Annotated in this window: 21 protein-coding genes and 1 tRNA gene; 15 read left to right on the top strand and 7 right to left on the bottom strand. The window is 53.8% G+C overall.

From position 1 onward, the window contains the following. The first annotated feature begins 126 nt into the window (after nucleotides 1-126). The gene (locus tag J1D76_RS26425; RefSeq protein WP_421141264.1) at nucleotides 127-1,071 is read left to right on the top strand and encodes an Abi family protein; all 945 of its coding nucleotides are present in this window, start codon (nucleotides 127-129) and stop codon (nucleotides 1,069-1,071) included. Nucleotides 1,072-1,349: 278 nt separating this feature from the next. Here J1D76_RS26425 and J1D76_RS26420 read toward each other — a convergent pair whose 3' ends face one another. After that, nucleotides 1,350-1,661, bottom strand: coding sequence for a DUF3077 domain-containing protein (locus J1D76_RS26420; protein WP_421141263.1), 312 nt, complete (start codon nucleotides 1,659-1,661; stop codon nucleotides 1,350-1,352). Between the two features lie 663 nt (nucleotides 1,662-2,324). Between J1D76_RS26420 and J1D76_RS26415 the strand changes: the two genes are divergently transcribed. After that, on the top strand, nucleotides 2,325-3,044 hold the full coding sequence (locus tag J1D76_RS26415) for a cyclodeaminase/cyclohydrolase family protein (RefSeq protein ID WP_421141262.1): 720 nt from the start codon (nucleotides 2,325-2,327) through the stop codon (nucleotides 3,042-3,044). A 197-nt stretch (nucleotides 3,045-3,241) separates the two neighbouring features. On the opposite strand, the gene J1D76_RS26410 is transcribed toward J1D76_RS26415, so the two are convergent. From J1D76_RS26410 to J1D76_RS26390, 5 genes are all read right to left on the bottom strand, one after another. Continuing rightward, the gene (locus J1D76_RS26410) at nucleotides 3,242-4,300 is read right to left on the bottom strand and encodes a hypothetical protein (RefSeq protein ID WP_421141260.1); all 1,059 of its coding nucleotides are present in this window, start codon (nucleotides 4,298-4,300) and stop codon (nucleotides 3,242-3,244) included. A 257-nt stretch (nucleotides 4,301-4,557) separates the two neighbouring features. Continuing rightward, complete coding sequence (locus J1D76_RS26405) at nucleotides 4,558-7,077, bottom strand: DEAD/DEAH box helicase (protein WP_421141259.1); 2,520 nt, start codon at nucleotides 7,075-7,077, stop codon at nucleotides 4,558-4,560. Further along, on the bottom strand, nucleotides 7,077-8,000 hold the full coding sequence (locus J1D76_RS26400; RefSeq protein ID WP_421141258.1) for a DUF1837 domain-containing protein: 924 nt from the start codon (nucleotides 7,998-8,000) through the stop codon (nucleotides 7,077-7,079). The genes J1D76_RS26405 and J1D76_RS26400 overlap by 1 nt, the downstream gene beginning before the upstream one ends. A 290-nt stretch (nucleotides 8,001-8,290) precedes the next feature. Beyond that, complete coding sequence (locus J1D76_RS26395; RefSeq protein ID WP_421141257.1) at nucleotides 8,291-8,620, bottom strand: hypothetical protein; 330 nt, start codon at nucleotides 8,618-8,620, stop codon at nucleotides 8,291-8,293. A gap of 163 nt (nucleotides 8,621-8,783) precedes the next feature. Further along, a tRNA-Leu gene (locus J1D76_RS26390) sits at nucleotides 8,784-8,868 on the bottom strand. Nucleotides 8,869-8,976: 108 nt separating this feature from the next. Between J1D76_RS26390 and queA the strand changes: the two genes are divergently transcribed. From queA to J1D76_RS26360, 6 genes are all read left to right on the top strand, one after another. Further along, complete coding sequence (gene queA, locus J1D76_RS26385; RefSeq protein WP_421141255.1) at nucleotides 8,977-10,041, top strand: tRNA preQ1(34) S-adenosylmethionine ribosyltransferase-isomerase QueA; 1,065 nt, start codon at nucleotides 8,977-8,979, stop codon at nucleotides 10,039-10,041. Nucleotides 10,042-10,055: 14 nt separating this feature from the next. After that, nucleotides 10,056-11,171, top strand: coding sequence for a tRNA guanosine(34) transglycosylase Tgt (tgt, locus tag J1D76_RS26380; protein ID WP_160387208.1), 1,116 nt, complete (start codon nucleotides 10,056-10,058; stop codon nucleotides 11,169-11,171). Between the two features lie 43 nt (nucleotides 11,172-11,214). Then, nucleotides 11,215-11,553: a preprotein translocase subunit YajC gene (yajC, locus tag J1D76_RS26375; protein ID WP_007916913.1), complete on the top strand. Its 339-nt coding sequence runs from the start codon at nucleotides 11,215-11,217 to the stop codon at nucleotides 11,551-11,553. A gap of 64 nt (nucleotides 11,554-11,617) precedes the next feature. Further along, complete coding sequence (gene secD, locus J1D76_RS26370) at nucleotides 11,618-13,486, top strand: protein translocase subunit SecD (protein WP_421141253.1); 1,869 nt, start codon at nucleotides 11,618-11,620, stop codon at nucleotides 13,484-13,486. A gap of 9 nt (nucleotides 13,487-13,495) precedes the next feature. After that, nucleotides 13,496-14,410, top strand: a complete 915-nt coding sequence (secF, locus tag J1D76_RS26365; protein ID WP_421141252.1) for a protein translocase subunit SecF — start codon at nucleotides 13,496-13,498, stop codon at nucleotides 14,408-14,410. Between the two features lie 120 nt (nucleotides 14,411-14,530). Beyond that, nucleotides 14,531-15,082 (top strand): glycine zipper 2TM domain-containing protein, encoded by a 552-nt coding sequence (locus J1D76_RS26360; protein WP_421141251.1) that lies wholly within the window; start codon nucleotides 14,531-14,533, stop codon nucleotides 15,080-15,082. A 62-nt stretch (nucleotides 15,083-15,144) separates the two neighbouring features. Here the strand turns inward: J1D76_RS26360 and suhB are convergent, their stop codons facing one another. Beyond that, a complete protein-coding gene (suhB, locus tag J1D76_RS26355) occupies nucleotides 15,145-15,963 on the bottom strand; it encodes an inositol-phosphate phosphatase (protein WP_008053258.1) in 819 nt (272 codons plus the stop codon). Nucleotides 15,964-16,109: 146 nt separating this feature from the next. Here suhB and trmJ point away from each other — a divergent pair, with 146 nt between their 5' ends. From trmJ to hscB, 7 genes are all read left to right on the top strand, one after another. Further along, nucleotides 16,110-16,880, top strand: a complete 771-nt coding sequence (gene trmJ / locus J1D76_RS26350) for a tRNA (cytosine(32)/uridine(32)-2'-O)-methyltransferase TrmJ (RefSeq protein WP_150769545.1) — start codon at nucleotides 16,110-16,112, stop codon at nucleotides 16,878-16,880. A gap of 2 nt (nucleotides 16,881-16,882) precedes the next feature. Beyond that, nucleotides 16,883-17,659: a serine O-acetyltransferase gene (gene cysE, locus J1D76_RS26345; protein WP_421141250.1), complete on the top strand. Its 777-nt coding sequence runs from the start codon at nucleotides 16,883-16,885 to the stop codon at nucleotides 17,657-17,659. Between the two features lie 239 nt (nucleotides 17,660-17,898). Further along, nucleotides 17,899-18,390: a Fe-S cluster assembly transcriptional regulator IscR gene (gene iscR, locus J1D76_RS26340; protein ID WP_007982741.1), complete on the top strand. Its 492-nt coding sequence runs from the start codon at nucleotides 17,899-17,901 to the stop codon at nucleotides 18,388-18,390. Between the two features lie 50 nt (nucleotides 18,391-18,440). Next, nucleotides 18,441-19,655, top strand: coding sequence for an IscS subfamily cysteine desulfurase (locus J1D76_RS26335; protein WP_421141248.1), 1,215 nt, complete (start codon nucleotides 18,441-18,443; stop codon nucleotides 19,653-19,655). A gap of 101 nt (nucleotides 19,656-19,756) precedes the next feature. Then, nucleotides 19,757-20,143: a Fe-S cluster assembly scaffold IscU gene (iscU, locus tag J1D76_RS26330; RefSeq protein WP_150798805.1), complete on the top strand. Its 387-nt coding sequence runs from the start codon at nucleotides 19,757-19,759 to the stop codon at nucleotides 20,141-20,143. Between the two features lie 34 nt (nucleotides 20,144-20,177). Then, nucleotides 20,178-20,501 carry an iron-sulfur cluster assembly protein IscA gene (gene iscA / locus J1D76_RS26325; protein ID WP_003227904.1) on the top strand — a complete coding sequence of 108 codons (324 nt, stop codon included), beginning with the start codon at nucleotides 20,178-20,180 and terminating at the stop codon, nucleotides 20,499-20,501. A gap of 8 nt (nucleotides 20,502-20,509) precedes the next feature. Further along, nucleotides 20,510-21,031, top strand: coding sequence for a co-chaperone HscB (gene hscB, locus J1D76_RS26320; RefSeq protein WP_110660597.1), 522 nt, complete (start codon nucleotides 20,510-20,512; stop codon nucleotides 21,029-21,031). Nucleotide 21,032 lies beyond the last annotated feature (1 nt).

Here is a 21,032-nt window from a genome sequence, read left to right as displayed (position 1 = left end):
TGATCCCAATCGCGCCCGATCCTCTGGTGCTGGCTCAGTCCGGCATTACGTTCGGGCCTTCTTGTTTATGGAACATGGAAGTTGCCTAATCCAGCCCCTCCGAAGCCATTCCTTACGTATCCTGACATGGTTGCGCTCCTGACCAGCAGGGGGGTGCAAATCGATGACCCGTCACGTGCAGAACGCAAGCTCGCGCAGCTAGGGTATTACCGACTCAGCGGATTCTGGTACCCGGCGCGGGAATTCAAAATGAACGGCCTTCAGCAAGAAGTCTGCCCGGTCGCGGGCAAGCCTCTTCGTCTGGACACTTTCCAAGCGGCCACCTCTTTCGATGCGATCGTAGACCTTTACCAGTTCGATAAACGATTGCGAATGCTCATGCTGGATGCAGTCGAGCGTCTGGAGGTCCACCTCAAGACCATAACGGCTCACGAGGTTGGGTATCACGACCCGATGGCCTACACCAATGTGAAATTCATTCTGCACAAATGGACCCAGCCGTATACGGACAGCCGTGGTAATGCGCGGAACAAGTGGACAGATTGGAGTCTGAAACAGCGGTCTCATATTGCGCGGAGTAAGGAGGACTGCATTCAGTGGCACTTGCGAGCCGGTAAGTCCATTCCTGTTTGGGTCGCCGTGGAAGCTTGGGATTTCGGCGATCTTTCGGAGTTCTTCGAACTGCTCACCAGCAAATATCAGAATCTAATACTCGCACGCCTCGGTTTGAACAACGCCAAGATGCTCAGCCGGTGGATGCAGCAGATCAGCCATTTGCGCAACCGCTGTGCTCACCATACCCGCATCTGGAATCAGGCTTCGGCTAACCCGTTATCGGTCCCCGTGGAACCGTATTTTCAGCCGTTGGGGCTGGATCAGCACGCGCTGAAGCGGCTGTACGGGTTAATTGCGGTCACATGGTTTTTGCTACAGAAGATCGCCCCCGCTTCGACCTGGATCAACGATGTTGCGGATCTGATCGATCGCAAGCCTGCTATGCCCGGCTGCACTTTCAAGGCGATGGGGTTTCCAGATGAAACTGGCTTTCCTCGAAAACTGTTCGGGATCTAACTGGCTTCGACGCAAACCCCGAAAAATTCGCGGTTATTACCCTCCAGACAGGTTCACCCCCTGAGCGAGCCTGCTCGCGAACGTGCCAGCTCAGCCACCATCAATGCTGATGGTGCACCGCAATCACAGTCCACACACCCACAGGGGCCAAACAATGCCTGTCAGCTCACCGCAATCCCTGTGGGAGCGAGCCTGCTCGCGATAGCGCCAGCCCAAACAACATAAATGCTGAATCAACTGCCACCATCGCAAGCCACCCCCCCCACAGGCTTCAAACACTAACCTTCAGCCTTCGCCCCCGCCCGCTTGGATACCGGCGCACAAGTCCGATCCCGCGTCAGCACCTTCACCGCATCATCCACCAACGCCTTACTCATCGAAGTCAGATAATGCGCAGCCCAAGCATGACGGTCAGTGTCTCTGGCATAAGCAGCATCTTCAGTGAGCGTCTTAGCCAGGAACAGAAAATCGGAGGCCATGGCTAACGCATCGCCGAGAGGAACCCCGCGAGTGACATGAAACAGCGCTTGATCCGCACAGTAGATCGCGGGCGTCAGGCCGATAGTTTTGAGTTCAGTTTGTTCAGTCATTGGTCACCTCCGAGGATTGGAGAGGCAATGGGGGAGGGCGTTACGCGATTGGGAATTGCGTAGAGGGGAAAGCCAAATTTCAAACGGATTGATACTGCGCATTATCCAACTCCTTGATATGAGGAGCTGCCACGTTCGTTACCACACGAATGGGTGACAGCTGTGCGCAGGGTGGTAAACCGGGAATCAAGGAAACCGGCACGCCCGAGGGCGTCCCACGCACAGCCGCCATAACTCACGCCGCAGGCATAAAAAAAGCGCCTGATGACGTGATTGGGGCGCTGTAGCGCCTTGAATAACTCGGGTTACCACACCCGGTCGCTGAATTGGCAGCGACGGTGGGAGGGTATCGTGCGGGCGTATATCCTGCAACCTTGGGCGAAAACTATCCGAGAATCGAAATGTGACCGACCTCAATTGCACTAGACGGAAAGATGTCAAAATAGTAGCTTCGCGCCACTGCTCGCGTCTATTGACTAGATTGATAGAGGCGTATGGGATTTATGGTTGAAGTGAGAACGTTGACGCAGATGCATTAGCAAGGACCAGGGCCTAGCGAAGAGGTTAGGAAGTTTTGTGTTTTGCTAAATTTCTGTACGAATTTAAAAAAGCTGCTTATTGAACTTAGTATTTTCAATTGGTGGTTTAGTCCAAGGGCGGATTATGAAGCAAGAGTATATTGAAGTGCCTATAGGGGGCTTTGACCTTCTAGAAAGGCCTGCAGGTCAGTTATTAAATGATTTTGGTAGCGGGAAAGCCTCGCCTGGTTCAGGCAGCGCGGCCGCACTTCTTAGTATACTTGCCGCGAAGATGGTGGTGACGGTATGCAGCATAAGCTTGAGAAAAGACGATTGTATCAATGCGCATAAAACTTTTGAGTTTATTTCAAGGAAAGTAATTTCTGATATAGAGCCAAGGCTTAGGTTTTTATTTGAGCAGGATGCAAAGGATTTTGAACGGGTCGTCGCATTGCGAGTGCAACGAGACAAGTCTACGGATGCAAATGAAAAAGCGCAGTGTTCTAGAGACTCCTTTGATTTATTGCAAACGGCGACAGACTATACATTTGAAGTCGCAGAGTTGTCGCTTGAGTTAATGGGGTTTGGTGTCGCTATGTTTGATCATGGATGGCATGCTGTTCGGGGAGATGCTGGGGTAGCCATCAGCGCGGCAATGTCAGGTGTGATGTCTTCGATCTTTATTATTAATCTTAATTTGAAAACCTTACGGCGCAGGAAGTACGCTTCTGAGAATTTAAAGCGCTGCGAACGAATACAGAATCAGCTCGAAGAATTGCAAATGAAAGCATTTTCTTGTGTTGCACTTAGCAGCGCTGAGTCGCTAAAATCGATTCAGTTGGAACTGGTTTCCGGTGACGTATAAAAGGTAGGGGGAATATTGGGTGTGGTGTAAGGGGAGCTCCCTGTTTCTCCAGCGCAAACTTCAGACGCACCTCAACTCTCCATTGGGTTTTCTCCGGTTGAAAGTGGGGCGGAATTATTGTTTGGGTGAATATAAAACTGCCAGCTTCTTTGTGGTTTTGTGTTGCGATTAGTCTTGGTATTATATGTTTGGTTGGGTTAAATATTATAATACCAGATTATTACATTTTCTAAATTTTTAATGTGGTCGGAGATGTTTTCCTGTGTTTGATTTGCTAGTTCGTGCGCAATCGAATTCCTGACTTTGTAGGCTTTAGTTAGATCGGTATAAATAGAGTTTGGGAGTGTGTAGCCATAAGACGAAATTAATATCTTTGCACGATTTCTAAATGTATGGCTTGTTATCTTTGATTTTGCTCCTTGAACATCTCCACCTTCTAGGTATAAGACGATCTCAAAAAATGCTGTTTCGACTGCAGAAATAGCAGCTACTAGAGCGATCTCATGGAAACCATCAGCGCTTAATAATTTTGATTTGTATAAAGATCTTAATGGTTGCCTGCAATCCCAAGAGCTTGGGGCGTTAGCCCAAGAGCCCAATTGATCTCCTGGATCATATAGATTTTTATTGAAGTAAGAGAATTTATCGCCAGACTGTATTGATGAGGCAAGCAAAATACGATGAATTTCTTTGCTCTGGTGATGAATCCAAATGAAAGCGGCATCTTTAAGTTGTCGCTGACCGAATGGCCAGCCTGAAAAGCGTGGGCCAGTGATATCATTTATTGCCTGAATATATTTGGTTATGAGTTTGTCTCTTAGTTCGTCATCATGCAGTCCATGAAATACTCTAGCGTCATTGTCTGCCCACTCAGTGCCGGCATAGGCGCTGAGGTCTTCTGCTGGTAAACTATATTTTGTATTACGGTCATAGACGGTGATTCCTGGAAGCCAACTCCAGAAATTCATGGGGTCGGTTTTCAGAAATTTTCTTTTAATTGCATTAACGCCCCAGCTGTTATATGGGTCGTGAGTTCGGGATAAGTAAAAGTCAGACGGCTGATATTTAAGGTTGGGTGGTAAGACCCCATCTCCGTCAATAATAGTAAATGGAGAAATGTGAAATGACATTCCAATGTAATAGTCTCCGCCAGCTTTGCTAAGCCAGTTTTCAGGGGCGTTTTCTGGAATGTCTGATTCAACGTTCCACAATTGTGTAGGTGTTTGCCAAACACCATTTTCTGAGTTCCAAGCCACTAAGTCATTCTCTGTATTGATGGGGGATGCAGAACTGCATATTGGTTTTTTGTCGTTAATATATAAATAACACGCCATCATATTGGGATGGCAAATTAAAATCATGCCGCAAGTAAAATTATGTCGCAAAATTGCTTGTCTTGAAATTTAGAAAAAAAGAAAAAGAGAGAAGATTTACTTCCTTTAAAATAAATCTGGCCTCTTTTTTCTTTTTTCTTTTTTCTTTTTTCTTTTTTCTTTTTCTCTATGACGCTGCATTATCCCTGTTTTAGCCCTAGAATATCTTCAATCTCATGCTGGCACATTTTTGGAAGGCCTAGTTTTGAAATGTCTTGTTTTATTAGTATTTCAAGATAGTCTTCGGGCTCTGAAGAATCTGCCCAGTTGAGTCTGCCTTTTAGGCGAAGAGCAGTGAATCTAGAAAAACCTAGAGCCATTAAACTCAGGTTTACTTTATCGCATGAACCGAATTCCAAGAAGGTGTGGTAGGGGGCTATTTTGATTGTTTGTTCTGGGTGGCATCTATCGATCATTGCCTGATGTAGTATGTCTTCATATGCACTGAAATATTTAACTAGGCTAAACCTGACTTTTTTCTCGATTACAGAAAGTACGGTTCTTATTATCGGGGAGGCCTTTGCCATTGGGTCCTCTTTGCGAACTCTAATAACGCGATCTCTGATTAATTGACTAATAGGAATTCCTGTTATCCATTTGTGAGCTAGTCCGCCGTACCATAGACGTTGCAATTCACTGAGTTGCCAGTCAAATGCTTCGCATATTAGTTCTATAGCTTTGTCCATGCGCGATTTTCCACCCTTTTCATAAGGTGAAATAAGCACAAGTTCGCTAACGTCAATTTCCTCCATAAATCGATTGTATAAGGCTTGAAGATGATCAGGTCTCAAGGCTCGATGAGTGTCGAGAATGCGTGAAGGAAGGCTTATTTCAAGCGATTCTACAATGCTTAATGTTTTGGTCAGTTCGATTGAGTTGTTGGTAGATTCGTATTTCTTGACGATTTCCGCCGCCGTACTCTCTTGGCTTTCATGAAAAAGTCTTCCTAGTCCCGCCTCGGCTAACTCTTTTCGGTTTTCATTAACAACTTTGCCGTTCATTAGGTCGTGGATTAATGTTCCTCCATCCTCCATTATTTTTGACATGGAAGATTGGATTTCCTGTAATCCATCTCCAGTGTATGACGGTTCTTCCCATAGATCAGGTGTTAGGCACCAAACGTTTCCATGAAACTCTTTGAGGAGTCTCCCTGCTCGGCCCGCGAGGTTCAAGAAGTCGGGGCGATGCATTGGAGCGGAACCGCTTTTAGGGTTCTCAATAACAATGTGTTTAGCCGGAAGGTTTACCCCTTGTAAAAGCGTGCTAGTGCTGCATATATATTTGATTTCACCTGATTTGAACAGGTTTTCTACACCTGATCTAATAATGGAAGGTAAGTCGCCATAATGAAAGGCAACCCCTCTTGGTAAGGTTATAATTAATGGGTGTTCTTCGTGAATTTCGGTTTTTATAAAAGATATAAAGTCTTTAATTTCTTCGGAGATTTCTATTTCTTTTAGTGATTTGGCTAACGACCTGGCTAGATCCTCCGCGTCAGCAGGCCCGTTTGAGAATATGATTGTCGATTCGTTTTGTTTGGTTATAATTTTTGCGAACGCCGATCTTCGTTGTAAGATCGGGGGGCGAAACGTTATTCCGAGGTCATAATTGCCTACGTCAATAGTGCCAAAACGAGCAAGTAATTGAAAGTTCGCATGTTTTGGCTTCCTAGCTACCTGGGAGACTAAAATTATATTTTGTGATACTGGGGATATTTGCTCAGTAAAAAAATAACCGTTATCCAATCTGTTAAATAGATTGAGGAAGTAGCCTGGGTTTTTTATGAGTGGGCTTGCGAAAAATATTGACGCGCCGGGATATCGTCTTAAGGTTAGATCTACAGCGTTTTGTAATACAATGCCTCTTTTGCCCTTGTGTATCTCATGCGCTTCGTCAACGAATATTGAATCGATTCGAATTACATCATTCTCAGGTTTTAGCAAGCTTAGAAGGCGCTCTTGAGTTAGTACGTATACTACGCTCTTTGATCTAAGATGTTTTTCTAATGGAAAGGGAGCTGATCGGATGATTACGTCATTTATTCCTTGATTGCGTACGGTAGATCTGATCCTGGAGGTTACTTCTGAGATGAGAGCTCTTGTGGGTACGATGTATACAATGCATTTGTCAGATTGAGAGGAAAGTCTCCGCATGAGGTCCATATTCAGGACGAATGACTTCCCAGCGGAGGTTGGCGCGGAGACGCTTAAGGAGCGCTCCCCACTCAAAGAAGAATAGAGTTTGTATTGGAAGTTCGTTAGTAACGTTTCGTTGCTGACAGAGTTTTCTGCCTCTCTAGCAAGCCTTTCCAATGAAAGACTAAAGGGGATCTCTGGGCTATTTCCATTCGTATATCTTGTACGCAGAAGTGATCTTCCTGGGAAATTACCTATTCGTGAAAAAATTAGATCGGCTGCCCCGTTGATTTTAGGTAGGGTTTCTGAATATTTTTCTAAAAGTCTTGTAATGATTTCATACGACAGATTTATGTCGTCACTAAGATCTGATGTCGAAAGTGCCGATGCAAGTCCAATTAAACGATTGCAGTCAAGTTCAGATAAAATGTCATTTTGCTCGCTTTGCTGGGAGAATAAGCCCAGCGCGCTACTACGGTAAAGTTTAGTTAGCGGGAAGAGGAATTCTTTTTCTGAGAGGTTCATCAGTCTAGAGCCTCATTGAAGGCGTTACGAAATTCTTGCACTGAAGGAAAAGGAATGAAGAATACTTCAAATCTTAGGTGTTTTTTTTCGAACTTTTCGAATTTTGTGTTGAGTATTTTAGCCAGTCGGCTGCTGTCTTTTAGTAGCTTGGTTCGGAAGTCTTCAATGTTTTTTTTCGTGCTTGCAGTAGGGTCTCCGCGATATTCAGGCCAGTCGTAGCCTATTAAGCAAGCGTGATTGAGTCTAACTCCTGGGCCCGGCTCTCCGTACTTGATCAGGTCAGCCACGGATTCGCGAATTTTTTCATCTGCATACTTAAAGTGCTTTGTGACCATGTTGAATTCATGCTTGTACATTTTTCCATCATGAAAACCGTCCACGCTATCAAGTGCAGCAGTCACCGCGCGACTCACATCTTGATACATCTTTGACTCGCCAAAGTAAAAGTCTACTATCTCATCAGCCTTATTCCACTTCATGTGGATGCCATCAGAGCCTTTAACTTCATCTCTACGATTGGTTTTAAGCTCCATTTTGGCTACGACTTGTGGAGCTTCGAGTATGGCCTCGCTCAGAAAAAATAATAGAGCTTCTCCAGCCTCTCCACTAGTGTCGGGAGTGGTGGATGTAATATTTGGGTGTCGAAAAAGTTCTCTAGCTTCTTTGGTAAGTTTGGCTGCTTGTCTCGTGTTCAGTTGTTCTGGTCTATTCTTACAAGATATACAATATTCGATGATGTATTGATAAAGCGCCTCTGCCAGCGCTTTTATTGCTGGGCGACCATTGCCGTCAAACCGCATGTGATGTATGCGCATGTTTGCAGAGATTTCGCCAATTAACTCGCTGTGCTCAACTACATCTAGGCATGATTCTAAATCTGCTTTAGCGACAGATAGAAAGCGCCCAACATCAAGTTCTTCCATAAACCTACCACTCATGACTACATTGAAATATCATTTTGTAGTGATCGGAGTCATCACTGTCCTTATCAATCTGCCAGCGTAGTTCTGTAAGGCAGGCAACACTATGGCGATTTGCTATGGCAGACAGTATCGTGATGACTGAGGCGCGTAAAGTAATAGTAGCTGAGGCGCAGCCGATGCCTTTCTTGGGGCTCTGGTGTTGTCGGTAATTGCGGCATGGAGCGTGGTTGGGGCATTCCCTTGCGGATTTTGGAACCTATCAAGGGCAGGCTTGCGTGAGACTCAATGAGTCAGAGGATGTCTTTCAGATAACCCTTGAGCGCGATAAGCGGAGCATCAATTTGTTCCATCGTCTGAGCATTGGAAACCTCACCCGCCAACCTCCCCAACTCCCGCCCCAATGGCTTATCCACACCCCCAACAGCCTCCAACGCCAACCCCACACACTCATCCACCTTCACCTGAATCGCCTCAACATCCCCCCGCCGCACCAGCAACTCAAACACATCCCGCTGGTAATCCCCCATCACCAAATCATCCCGCAAAATCGGGCTTGAACCTTCCGACTCATAAGCCAGTTTGAGGGAGAAGAGGGCGACGGTTTCCAGGTGCAATTCCATGGGGGGAATCCTTGTGAAATGTTCCGGCGGTGCGGGTGGCGTGGAAGAGAAAAGCAGGAGCAAAAGCATCGCCAGCAAGCCGGCTCCTACAGGTCGGTGGGGTGTCAGGTGCTTTTCTACAGACGAAAAAAAAGGCCTTGCTAAGCAAGACCTTTCTTAATTTTGGTGCCCCGAGGGAGACTCGAACTCCCACTCCTTTCGAAAACGGATTTTGAATCCGCCGCGTCTACCAATTCCGCCATCAGGGCTCAATGGCCGCGGAGTATAGAGATGAGATTACCGCCGGTCAATCAGGTACATAGAGAATTTTCACTATTTCGGCTAGACTTCCGGGCCCTGCTAGACGACACCCCATCATGCGCGTTGCTGACTTTACTTTTGAACTCCCTGATTCGCTGATCGCCCGCCACCCTTTGGCCGAGCGTCGCAACAGTCGCCTGTTGACCCTCGATGGGGTCAGCGGCGCCCTGGCACACCGTCAATTCACTGATTTGCTGGAGCATTTGCGCCCCGGCGACTTGATGGTGTTCAACAATACCCGGGTGATTCCGGCGCGGCTGTTTGGCCAGAAGGCTTCCGGTGGCAAGCTGGAAATCCTGGTGGAACGGGTGCTCGACAGTCATCGCGTGCTGGCCCACGTGCGTTCCAGCAAGTCGCCCAAACCTGGGTCGAAGATCCTCATCGACGGTGGTGGCGAGGCCGAGATGCTGGCGCGCCACGATGCGTTGTTCGAGCTTGGGTTCACTGAAGAAGTGTTGCCGCTGCTCGACCGCGTCGGGCACATGCCGCTGCCTCCTTATATAGACCGCCCGGATGAGGGCGCCGACCGCGAGCGTTACCAGACCGTCTACGCCGAGCGTTTGGGCGCGGTGGCGGCGCCGACGGCGGGGCTGCATTTCGATCAGGTGCTGCTGGAGGCGATTGCCGCCAAAGGCGTCGAGACCGCGTTCGTGACCCTGCACGTTGGCGCTGGCACTTTCCAACCGGTGCGCGTCGAGAAGCTTGAAGACCACCACATGCACACTGAATGGCTGGAAGTCGGCCAGGACGTGGTCGATGCCGTGGCCGCTTGCCGCGCTCGCGGTGGCCGTGTGGTGGCCGTGGGGACCACCAGCGTGCGTTCCCTGGAAAGCGCCGCGCGCGATGGCGTGCTCAAGCCGTTCAGTGGCGACACCGACATTTTCATCTTTCCGGGCCGGCCGTTTCATGTGGTCGATGCCCTGGTCACCAACTTCCATTTGCCCGAATCCACGCTGTTGATGCTGGTTTCGGCGTTCGCCGGTTACCCCGAGACCATGGCGGCCTACAAGGCCGCGGTGGAGAACGGTTACCGCTTTTTCAGCTACGGTGATGCGATGTTCATCACGCGTAATCCTGCGCCGACTGCCCCTAAAGAATCGGGCCCAGAGGAAACAGTATGAGTCGCACCTGTCGTATGTCTTTCGAGCTGCTGGCCACTGATGGCAAGGCTCGTCGCGGTCGTTTGACCTTCCCGCGCGGTACCGTCGAGACCCCGGCCTTCATGCCGGTGGGCACCTACGGCACGGTCAAGGGCATGCTGCCACGGGATATCGAGGCGACCGGCGCTGAAATCATTCTGGGCAACACCTTCCACCTGTGGCTGCGCCCGGGCACGGAAGTGATCAAGAAGCACGGCGACCTGCACGATTTCATGCAGTGGAAAGGCCCGATCCTGACCGACTCCGGCGGTTTCCAGGTGTTCAGCCTGGGCGCGATGCGCAAGATCAAGGAGGAGGGCGTGACCTTCGCCTCCCCGGTCGACGGCGCGAAAGTGTTCATGGGCCCGGAAGAGTCGATGCAGGTCCAGCGTGACCTGGGTTCCGACATCGTGATGATCTTCGACGAATGCACGCCGTACCCGGCGGATGAAGACGTCGCGCGCATTTCCATGGAGTTGTCCCTGCGTTGGGCCAAGCGTTCGAAAGAAGCCCATGGCGAGAACACGGCCGCGCTGTTCGGCATCGTGCAGGGCGGCATGCACCAGGACCTGCGCATGCGCTCCCTGGAGGGCTTGGACCAGATCGGTTTTGACGGCCTGGCCATTGGCGGTCTGTCGGTGGGCGAGCCCAAGCACGAGATGATCAAGGTGCTGGATTATCTGCCGGGGATGATGCCGGCTGACAAACCTCGTTACCTTATGGGCGTTGGCAAACCGGAAGACTTGGTTGAGGGTGTGCGCCGCGGTGTGGACATGTTCGATTGCGTGATGCCAACCCGTAATGCCCGCAATGGGCATCTGTTCATCGATACCGGCGTGCTGAAGATCCGAAACGCGTTCCATCGCCATGATGATTCGCCGCTCGATCCGACCTGCGATTGCTATACCTGCCAGAACTTCTCCCGCGCTTACCTGCATCACCTGGACAAGTGCGGCGAAATGCTGGGGAGCATGCTCAATACCATCCATAACTTGCGTCATTATCAAGTGCTTATGGCTGGTTTGCGCGAGGCTATTCAACAGGGTACATTGGCCGCCTTTGTCGATGCCTTCTACGCCAAACGCGGGCTACCCGTGCCGCCTTTGGACTGAGTTTTCTGACCCCAAGATTCAACATTTGCAACTGGAGTGCTAAATGAGCTTTTTTATCTCTAACGCCATGGCTGACGCCGCTGCACCTGCTGCTGCCGGCCCAATGGGCGGCGGTTTCGAGTGGATTTTCCTGGTCGGCTTCCTGGTCATCTTCTACCTGATGATCTGGCGTCCACAGGCCAAGCGCGCCAAAGAGCAGAAAAACCTGCTGAGCAGCCTGCAGAAAGGCGACGAAGTTGTGACCACTGGCGGCATCGCCGGCAAGATCACCAAAGTTGCAGACGATTTCGTTGTTCTGGAAGTTTCCGACACCGTCGAAATGAAATTCCAGAAAGGCGCCATCGCTGCCACGCTGCCAAAAGGCACGCTCAAAGCGATCTAAGTTTCAACTTCATACTCAATCGACGGGGCGCGCAAGGCGCCCCGCGTCATAAGCGGGCGGCGTGATGCTGAACAAATACCCTCTGTGGAAATACATTCTGATCCTGGCGGTGCTGGCGATCGGTCTGATTTATTCCGCTCCCAATCTTTACCCTGATGACCCGGCCATTCAGGTCAGCGGTGCAAGCACTGCGCTGCTGGTCAATCAGGCGGATCTGGATCGTGTCGGCACGGCGCTGCGCGAGTCCGGGATCAACGTCAAGGCTGCCACCCTGGCTGCCAACGGCAAGGGCGGTCTGATTCGCCTGACCAAGGCTGAAGACCAGCTGCCGGCCAAGGACGTTGTGCGCAAGACGTTGGGTGATGACTACGTCGTTGCGTTGAACCTGGCACAAACCACCCCGCAATGGCTGCGCAACCTCGGCGCGCACCCGATGAAGCTGGGCCTGGACTTGTCCGGTGGTGTGCACTTCCTGCTGGAAGTGGACATGGACAAAGCCCTCGACGCACGCCTGAAAGTCTACGAAGGCGACGTCAAGAGCTTGCTGCGTAAAGAGAAGCTGCGCTATCGCAGTCTGCCGCAGCTTAACGGTGCCATTCAGCTGGGCTTCTCCGATGAAGCAACCCGCGAACAGGCTCGTGCGATCGTCCGCAAGAACTTCAACGATTTCGACATTGTTCCGGCGGACCTCAATGGCCAGCCGGTGCTGCGTCTGGCGATGACCCCGGCCAAGCTGGCGGAAATCCGTGAATACTCCATCAAGCAGAACTTGACCACGGTCCGTAACCGCGTCAACGAGCTGGGTGTTGCCGAACCCATCGTTCAGCGCCAGGGCGCCAACCGCATCGTGGTTGAGCTACCAGGCGTTCAGGACACCGCAGAAGCCAAGCGTATCCTCGGCAAGACGGCCAACCTTGAGTTCCGTCTGGCCGCAGAGCCGGGTGCTTCGAAAGCCACTTCCGAAACTTTCGAGTTCCGTGAAGGCAAGCGTCCACCTGCCCAGATCGAGCGTGGCCTGATCATCACCGGTGACCAGGTAACCGACGCCAAGGCTGGTTTCGGTGAGCACGGTACGCCGGAAGTGAACATCCGTCTGGACGGTCACGGGGGCGAGCTGATGAACCGTGCGACCCGTTCGAACGTCGGTCGCAGCATGGCGGTGATCTTCATCGAGCAGCGTCCGGTCACCACTTACACCAAGCAAGTGGTTGATGGCGTCGAGAAAGACGTGCCGGTTCAGAGCTTCAAGGAAGAGAAGAAAATCATCAGTCTGGCGACCATCCAGTCGCCGCTGGGTGCTCAGTTCCGCATCACTGGCCTGAACGGTCAGGGCGAGTCGTCCGAACTGGCGCTGCTGCTGCGCGCCGGTGGTCTGGCCGCACCGATGTACTTCGCTGAAGAGCGCACCATTGGCCCGAGCCTGGGTGCTGACAACATCACCAAGGGTATCGATGCGTCGCTGTGGGGCATGCTGTTCGTGTCGCTGTTCATCATGGCCATCTACCGCTTCTTCGGCCTGATCGCCACCGTCGCGCTGGCGGTGAACATGGTGATGCTGCTGGCCCTGATGTCGCTGCTGGGTGCAACGCTGACCCTGCCGGGTATCGCCGGTATCGTGTTGACCATGGGTATGGCGGTCGACGCCAACGTGCTGATCTTCTCGCGGATTCGTGAAGAGATCGCCGCCGGCATGACCGTGCAGCGTGCAATCAATGAAGGCTTCGGCCGGGCATTCACCGCGATTCTCGACGCCAACCTGACCACCTTGCTGGTCGGCGGCATCCTCTTTGCCATGGGCACCGGCCCGGTGAAGGGCTTCGCAGTGACCATGTCCCTCGGGATCTTTACCTCGATGTTCACGGCCATCATGGTGACCCGCGCGATGGTCAACCTGATCTTCGGCGGTCGTGACTTCAAGAAGTTGTGGATTTAAGGGGCTGCCATGTTACGTACAATCAACTTCATGGGCGTTCGCAACTTTGCGTTCGGCGTCACATTGTTCCTTACCGCGCTGGCCATTTTCAGCGTCTTCCACAAGGGCATGAACTGGGGCCTGGACTTCACCGGCGGTACGCTCATCGAGCTGACCTACGAGCGTCCAGCCGACGTCACCAAAGTGCGTGAGCAGCTGACTTCGTCGGGCTACCACGAAGCCATCGTGCAGAGCTTTGGTGCGACCACTGACCTGCTGGTGCGCATGCCTGGCGAAGACCCGCAACTGGGTCATCAGGTGGCCGATGCCTTGCAGAAGGTCGGCGGCGACAACCCGGCGACCGTCAAGCGTGTCGAGTTCGTCGGTCCGCAGGTGGGTGAAGAACTGCGCGACCAGGGCGGCCTCGGCATGCTCATGGCGCTGGGCGGCATCCTGATTTACCTGGCGTTCCGCTTTCAGTGGAAGTTCGCGGTCGGTGCGATCGTGTCCCTGATCCACGACGTGATCGTGACCATCGGTATCCTGTCGTTCTTCCAGATCACCTTCGACCTGACGGTGCTGGCGGCGGTGCTGGCAATCATCGGTTACTCGCTCAACGACACCATCGTGGTATTTGACCGGGTTCGTGAGAACTTCCGTGTACTGCGCAAGGCCAGCCTGATCGAGAACATCAACATCTCGACCACGCAAACCCTGCTGCGGACCATGGCGACGTCGATCTCGACCTTGCTGGCGATTTCGGCGCTGTTGTTCTTTGGCGGTGACAACCTGTTCGGCTTCTCCATCGCGCTGTTCATCGGTGTTCTGGCGGGTACTTACTCGTCGATCTACATCGCCAACGTGGTACTGATCTGGCTGAACCTGAGCACTGAGGATCTGATTCCTCCGGCCAACACCGAGAAGGAAGTTGACGACCGTCCTTGAGGGAAATTTTCCCCACTGATGTAGTCCAAAAAAGGCGCGAGTTGAACTCGCGCCTTTTTTTGTGCTCCAAGGCTGGGAGAAGCGCGGGCACGTTCCGCATGTGATGGTCAGGAGGTTCATGTGAACAAGTCGATGCTGGTTGGTGCGGTACTGGGTGCTGTCGGTGTAACTGCCGGGGGTGCTGTGGCCACCTACAGCCTGGTTAAAAATAACGGTCCTGAGTACGCGCAAGTGCTCGCCGTTGAGCCGGTCAAGACACAAATCAAGACTCCACGTGAAGTGTGCAAGGACGTCGCTGTAACCCGGCAAGCGCCGGTAAAAGATCAGCACCAGATCCTCGGCACGGTCGTCGGCGCCGTCGGCGGTGGTTTGCTGGGCAACATGGTTGGCGGTGGTAACGGCAAGAAGCTCGCCACGGTCGCCGGTGCGGTAGGCGGTGGTTACGCCGGCAACAAAGTGCAGGAAGGCATGCAGGAGCGTGATACCACCACCACGATGCAACGGCGCTGCAGCACCGTGAATGACATCAGCGACAAGGTCGTGGGTTACGACGTTCGTTATTCGCTGGATGGCAAGGAAGGCAAGGTGCGCATGGATCGTGATCCGGGCAACCAGATTCCGGTGGATAAAGAAGGCAAGTTGATCTTGTCCCAGAATGAACCGGGTCAGTGATCTACTGATACAGCGCTAAAAAAAAAGCACCCTGCGGGGTGCTTTTTTCTGCCGCTGGAAGCTTAGCGCTTCAGCGAAGCTGGCAGGTGCGGCTGGATCGCCGTCAATACTGCCTTGAAGCATTTGGTGTTGCCGGCAACGACGTGGCCTTTCTCAAGGAAGTCGTGACCGCCGGTGAAGTCGCTCACCAAACCGCCAGCTTCCTGAATCAGCAGGGCGCCTGCTGCCATGTCCCACTCGGACAGGCCCGACTCCCAGAACGCGTCGAAACGGCCGGCGGCCACGTAGGCCAGGTCCAGGCTTGCCGAACCTGCGCGGCGGATGCCGGCAGTCTGGCCGACCAGAGCGCGGAACATGCCCAGGTAGTTGTCGAGGTTGTCCATCTGGTCGTCACGGAACGGGAAGCCGGTACCCAGCAGGGCGCCGTCCAGGCTGGTGCGACCGCTGACGCGCAGGCGACGACCGTTCAGTTGAGCGCCGCGACCACGGCTGGCGGTGAATTCTTCCTGGCGAACCGGGTCCAGAACAACAGCGTGTTCCAGGCGGCCACGGTATTTGCAGGCGATGCTGACAGCGAAGTGAGGAATGCCGCGCAGGAAGTTGGTGGTGCCATCCAGCGGATCGATGATCCACAGGTACTCTTCGCCTTCGATGCCGGTGCCGGCGTGCATGCCGGTCTCTTCACCCAGGATCGAGTGGTTCGGGTACGCCTTGCGCAGGGCGTCGATGATTTTCTGTTCGGCGGCGCGATCCACCTCGGATACGTAATCCTTGGCGTCTTTTTCGTCGACCTTGATGGTATCCAGGCGCTCGATGGAGCGGAAGATCAATTCACTGGCGCTGCGGGCGGCGCGCAGCGCGATATTCAGCATGGGCTGCATGGATGTGTCACCTAAGGTTGTTAAAGAAAGCCGGGCATTCTATCAGAAAGTTTCTACAGGTGAAGGTCAACGTTCGCTTTCATAGCTTAACGGTAGGATGAACTGTAAGATTCTGCTCCCTATTTAAGTGTTCGAGAGCGCCTCCCTTGTTGCAAAACATTCGTGTCGTCCTGGTCAATACCAGTCATCCGGGCAATATCGGCGGGACTGCGCGGGCCATGAAAAACATGGGGCTGTCGCGGCTGGTGCTGGTCGAGCCTCGTCTGTTCCCGCATCACGAAGCCGATGCTCGCGCGTCCGGTGCCGGGGATATCCTTGAAAACGCGCAAGTCGTCGCCACCTTGGAAGATGCCTTGGTCGGCTGCAACCTGGTACTCGGCACCAGTGCCCGCGACCGGCGGATTCCATGGCCGCTGCTCGATCCCCGCGAATGCGGTGCGAAAGTGGTCGAGGAAGCCGGGCAAGGTGCAGAAATCGCCCTGGTGTTCGGTCGTGAAGATTCCGGCCTGACCAACGACGAACTCCAGCGATGTCATTATCATGTGCACATCCCATCCGACCCTGAGTTCAGTTCGCTGAACCTGGGGGCGGCGGTGCAGGTGTTGAGTTATGAAGTGCGCATGTCCTGGCTGGCGGCCCAAGGGCAGCCAAGCAAGGTCGAGAAAGAAGAAGTGGCTTCGGTCAAAAGCGCTGAGCTGGCGACCATGGACGAGCTGGAACGATTCTATGAGCACCTGGAGCAAACCCTGGTGGCCATCGAATTTCTCGATCCGGAAAAGCCGCGGCACTTGATGGCGCGCCTGCGCCGGTTGTACGGACGCAGCTCGGTCAGTCGGGCGGAAATGAATATATTGCGTGGCATTCTCACGGAAACCCAAAAAGCGGCCCGTGGTGAGCTTCTTAAGCGGAAGGATTAATGATGTTCGAGCGTTTGCGTGAAGATATCCAGAGCGTATTCCACCGAGACCCGGCGGCGCGTAACGCTTTTGAAGTCCTGACTTGCTACCCGGGTATGCACGCCATCTGGATACACCGTTTGTCGGCGATGTTGTGGCGGGCGGACCTGAAGTGGCTGGCGCGGCTGGTATCGAATTTCGGCCGCTGGTTGACCGGGATCGAGATTCATCCGGGTGCCAGGGTGGGGCGTCGGTTCTTCATCGACCATGGCATGGGCATCGTGATTGGTGAAACTGCCGAGATCGGCGATGACGTGACTATTTATCAGGGTGTGACCCTGGGTGGCACCAGTTGGAATAAGGGCAAGCGCCACCCGACGCTGGGTGATGGCGTCGTGGTTGGCGCGGGCGCGAAGGTGCTCGGTCCGTTCACTGTCGGTGCCGGGGCCAAAGTCGGTTCCAATGCCGTTGTGACCAAGGAAGTGCCACCGGGCGCCACTGTGGTGGGGATTCCGGGGCGGATCATCGTCAAGCCTGATGTTGAGCTGGATGCCAAGCGCAAGGCCATGGCCGAGAAGATCGGTTTTGATGCCTACGGCGTGACGGAAGACATGCCTGACCCGGTAGCGCGCGCCATTAACCAGTTGCTCGATCATCTGCAAGCAGTCGATGGGCGGTTGGAGGGGATGTGCGGGGCGCTGAAGGATCTGGGCAGTAATTACTGTGCCAAAGATCTGCCTGAACTGCGCGAAGAAGACTTCGCTTGTGTGAAGGACAAGGATCAGAGCCAGGTCAGCTAGACCTCGTCAGTCCGTTTCGCGAGCAGGCTCACTCCTACATTCGAAATGTATTCCCTTGTAGGAGCGAGCCTGCTCGCGATGAACGATCACTCGGTACTACTGGCTGTTTGCAGCCAGCCTTTGCTATGATGCGGCCGCTCTTTTGCGGGTAAACCCGACTAAAGCACTAGGTCTTATAGTTGACTTAAATACTCGGGAATTGCATACTCGCCCCATTCCGAACTCCGTGGTAATTGTCCATGCGACTGACTACAAAAGGCCGATACGCCGTGACCGCCATGCTAGACCTGGCGTTGCACGCGCAGCACGGGCCCGTGTCTCTGGCCGATATCTCCGAGCGCCAAGGCATCTCCCTGTCCTACCTCGAACAGCTATTCGCCAAGCTGCGCCGCAGCAACCTGGTGTCCAGTGTGCGCGGTCCGGGCGGCGGCTACCAATTGTCCCGCGACATGCAGGGCATCCAGGTCGCCCAGGTGATCGATGCGGTGAACGAATCGGTTGATGCCACCAAATGCCAGGGGCAGGGTGATTGCCATTCCGGTGACACTTGCCTGACTCACCACTTGTGGTGCGACCTTAGCCTGCAGATTCACGAATTTCTGAGCGGTATCAGCTTGGCTGATCTTGTGACTCGCCGTGAGGTACAAGAAGTAGCCCAGCGTCAGGACCAGCGCCGTTGCAACAGCAAGGTGCCACGCCTGGACAAGATTGAAGCGTCCGCCGTCGAATGACAGCCGAAGAGCTAGCGGCACGCCAGCCAGCCTGATTTAGGAGATAGTCCATGAAATTGCCGATTTACCTTGATTACTCTGCGACCACCCCGGTTGATCCGCGTGTTGCGCAAAAAATGAGTGAATGCCTGCTGGTCGACGGAAACTTCGGTAACCCGGCGTCCCGTTCCCACGTGTTCGGCTGGAAAGCCGAGGAGTCCGTCGAAAACGCCCGTCGTCAGGTGGCCGATCTGGTCAACGCCGACCCGCGTGAGATCGTCTGGACCTCCGGTGCCACCGAGTCCGACAACCTGGCGATCAAGGGTGCGGCGCATTTCTATGCCACCAAGGGCAAGCACCTGATCACCACCAAGATTGAGCACAAGGCTGTCCTCGACACCATGCGCCAACTGGAACGTGAAGGTTTCGAAGTGACCTACATCGAGCCGCGTACCGATGGCCTGGTTACGCCTGAAATGATCGAAGCCGAACTGCGTGACGACACCATCCTGGTGTCGGTCATGCACGTGAACAACGAAATCGGCACCGTCAACGACATCGCCGCCATCGGCGAAATGCTCCGCGCCAAGGGCATCCTGTTCCACGTCGACGCCGCTCAGTCCACCGGCAAGGTCGATATCGACCTGTCGAAACTGAAGGTCGACATGATGTCGTTCTCAGCCCACAAGACTTACGGCCCTAAAGGCATCGGCGCGCTGTACGTGAGCCGCAAGCCTCGCGTACGCATCGAAGCGACCATGCACGGTGGCGGCCACGAACGCGGCATGCGGTCTGGCACCCTGGCGACGCACCAGATCGTTGGCATGGGCGAAGCCTTCCGTGTGGCCAAGGAAGACATGGCTGCCGAGAACGTGCGCATCAAGGCCTTGAGCGACCGTTTCTACAAGCAGGTCGAGCACCTGGAAGAGCTGTACGTCAACGGCAGCCTGACCGCCCGCGTTCCGCACAACCTGAACCTGAGCTTCAACTACGTTGAAGGCGAGTCGCTGATCATGGCGCTCAAGGATCTGGCGGTTTCGTCCGGTTCGGCCTGCACCTCGGCGTCGCTTGAGCCTTCGTACGTATTGCGCGCCCTGGGCCGCAACGACGAACTGGCACACAGCTCGATCCGCTTCACCTTCGGCCGCTTCACTACCGAAGAAGAAATCGACTACGCCGCGCAGAAAGTCTGCGAGGCCGTAACCAAGCTGCGCGCTCTGTCGCCGCTGTGGGACATGTACAAAGACGGCGTCGATATCTCGAAGATCGAGTGGGCGGCACACTAACTATAGAAGCCGCCGGATACAGTTCCTGTAGCGGCGCGGCGGTACACGCAGCGCAACTACAGGGCTTCAAGAGCGGCCCTGATGAGTGAGGATTGAGAATCATGGCTTACAGCGAAAAGGTCATCGACCACTACGAAAACCCGCGCAACGTCGGCAAGATGGATGCGCAAGATCCTGATGTCGGCACCGGCATGGTTGGCGCTCCGGCGTGCGGCGACGTGATGCGCCTGCAGATCAAGGTCAACGAAGCCGGCATCATCGAAGATGCCAAGTTCAAGACCTACGGCTGCGGTTCGGCCATCGCTTCCAGCTCCCTCGCCACCGAGTGGATGAAGGGCAAGACCCTGGACGAAGCGGAAACCATCAAGAACACCCAGCTGGCTGAAGAACTGGCCCTGCCGCCAGTGAAAATCCATTGCTCGGTACTCGCTGAAGACGCCATCAAGGCCGCCGTTCGCGACTACAAGCAGAAGAAAGGCTTGATCTGATTTTCGAGTTTTGGCGACGAGTAAGGAGTCACCGATGGCTATCAGCATGACAGAAGCGGCTGCTCGACACGTGCGGCGCTCCCTCGACGGGCGCGGCAAAGGTGAAGGGATTCGTCTGGGTGTTCGCACCACGGGCTGTTCCGGCCTTGCCTACGTGCTGGAGTTTGTCGACGAGGTGGTTGCAGAGGACCAGGTGTTCGAAAGTCACGGCGAGAAAGTGATTATCGACCCGAAAAGCCTGGCCTACCTGGACGGCACCGAGCTCGATTTCGTCAAGGAAGGGTTGAACGAAGGCTTCAAGTTCAACAACCCCAACGTACGCGGTGAATGTGGCTGCGGCGAAAGCTTCAACATCTGAGGCTTGTCGTGGGTACTCCTTGTCATTTCGCTTTATTCGAGCTGCAACCGAGTTTCGATCTGGACCTCGACCAGCTGGCTACGCGCTACCGTGAGTTGGCGCGCAGTGTTCATCCGGACCGCTTTGCCGACGCTTCCGAGCGTGAGCAACGGCTGGCGCTAGAGCAATCGGCGAGCCTCAACGAGGCCTACCAGACGCTCAAGAACCCACCCAAGCGCGCGCGTTACCTGCTCGCCTTGAATGGTGGCGAGCTGCCGCTGGAGGTCACGGTGCATGATCCGGAGTTCCTTCTGCAGCAGATGGAGCTGCGTGAAGAGCTCGAAGACCTGCAAGACAGCGCCGACCTCAAGGGCGTTGCCGTCTTCAAGCGTCGCCTGAAGGCTGCCCAAGATGAGCTGAACCAAAGCTTCGCAGCTTGCTGGAACGATGCCGCGCAACGCGAAAAGGCCGAACGCCTGATGCGGCGCATGCAGTTCCTCGACAAGCTCACCTACGAAGTGCGCCAGTTAGAAGAGCGCCTCGACGATTAAC

The organism is Pseudomonas sp. NFX15 (assembly GCF_049132105.1).
GTDB lineage: Bacteria > Pseudomonadota > Gammaproteobacteria > Pseudomonadales > Pseudomonadaceae > Aquipseudomonas.
This window is presented reverse-complemented; position numbering and strand designations above follow the sequence as displayed.

Bases quoted from the DNA above. Each gene is read 5' to 3' on its own strand.
- J1D76_RS26425 (WP_421141264.1), top strand. From the start codon at position 127: ATGGTTGCGCTCCTGACCAGCAGGGGGGTGCAAATCGATGACCCGTCA.
- J1D76_RS26420 (WP_421141263.1), bottom strand. From the start codon at position 1,661: ATGACTGAACAAACTGAACTCAAAACTATCGGCCTGACGCCCGCGATC.
- J1D76_RS26415 (WP_421141262.1), top strand. From the start codon at position 2,325: ATGAAGCAAGAGTATATTGAAGTGCCTATAGGGGGCTTTGACCTTCTA.
- J1D76_RS26405 (WP_421141259.1), bottom strand. From the start codon at position 7,077: ATGAACCTCTCAGAAAAAGAATTCCTCTTCCCGCTAACTAAACTTTAC.
- J1D76_RS26400 (WP_421141258.1), bottom strand. From the start codon at position 8,000: ATGGAAGAACTTGATGTTGGGCGCTTTCTATCTGTCGCTAAAGCAGAT.
- J1D76_RS26395 (WP_421141257.1), bottom strand. From the start codon at position 8,620: ATGGAATTGCACCTGGAAACCGTCGCCCTCTTCTCCCTCAAACTGGCT.
- queA (WP_421141255.1), top strand. From the start codon at position 8,977: ATGCGCGTTGCTGACTTTACTTTTGAACTCCCTGATTCGCTGATCGCC.
- tgt (WP_160387208.1), top strand. From the start codon at position 10,056: ATGTCTTTCGAGCTGCTGGCCACTGATGGCAAGGCTCGTCGCGGTCGT.
- yajC (WP_007916913.1), top strand. From the start codon at position 11,215: ATGAGCTTTTTTATCTCTAACGCCATGGCTGACGCCGCTGCACCTGCT.
- secD (WP_421141253.1), top strand. From the start codon at position 11,618: ATGCTGAACAAATACCCTCTGTGGAAATACATTCTGATCCTGGCGGTG.
- secF (WP_421141252.1), top strand. From the start codon at position 13,496: ATGTTACGTACAATCAACTTCATGGGCGTTCGCAACTTTGCGTTCGGC.
- suhB (WP_008053258.1), bottom strand. From the start codon at position 15,963: ATGCAGCCCATGCTGAATATCGCGCTGCGCGCCGCCCGCAGCGCCAGT.
- cysE (WP_421141250.1), top strand. From the start codon at position 16,883: ATGTTCGAGCGTTTGCGTGAAGATATCCAGAGCGTATTCCACCGAGAC.
- iscR (WP_007982741.1), top strand. From the start codon at position 17,899: ATGCGACTGACTACAAAAGGCCGATACGCCGTGACCGCCATGCTAGAC.
- J1D76_RS26335 (WP_421141248.1), top strand. From the start codon at position 18,441: ATGAAATTGCCGATTTACCTTGATTACTCTGCGACCACCCCGGTTGAT.
- iscU (WP_150798805.1), top strand. From the start codon at position 19,757: ATGGCTTACAGCGAAAAGGTCATCGACCACTACGAAAACCCGCGCAAC.
- iscA (WP_003227904.1), top strand. From the start codon at position 20,178: ATGGCTATCAGCATGACAGAAGCGGCTGCTCGACACGTGCGGCGCTCC.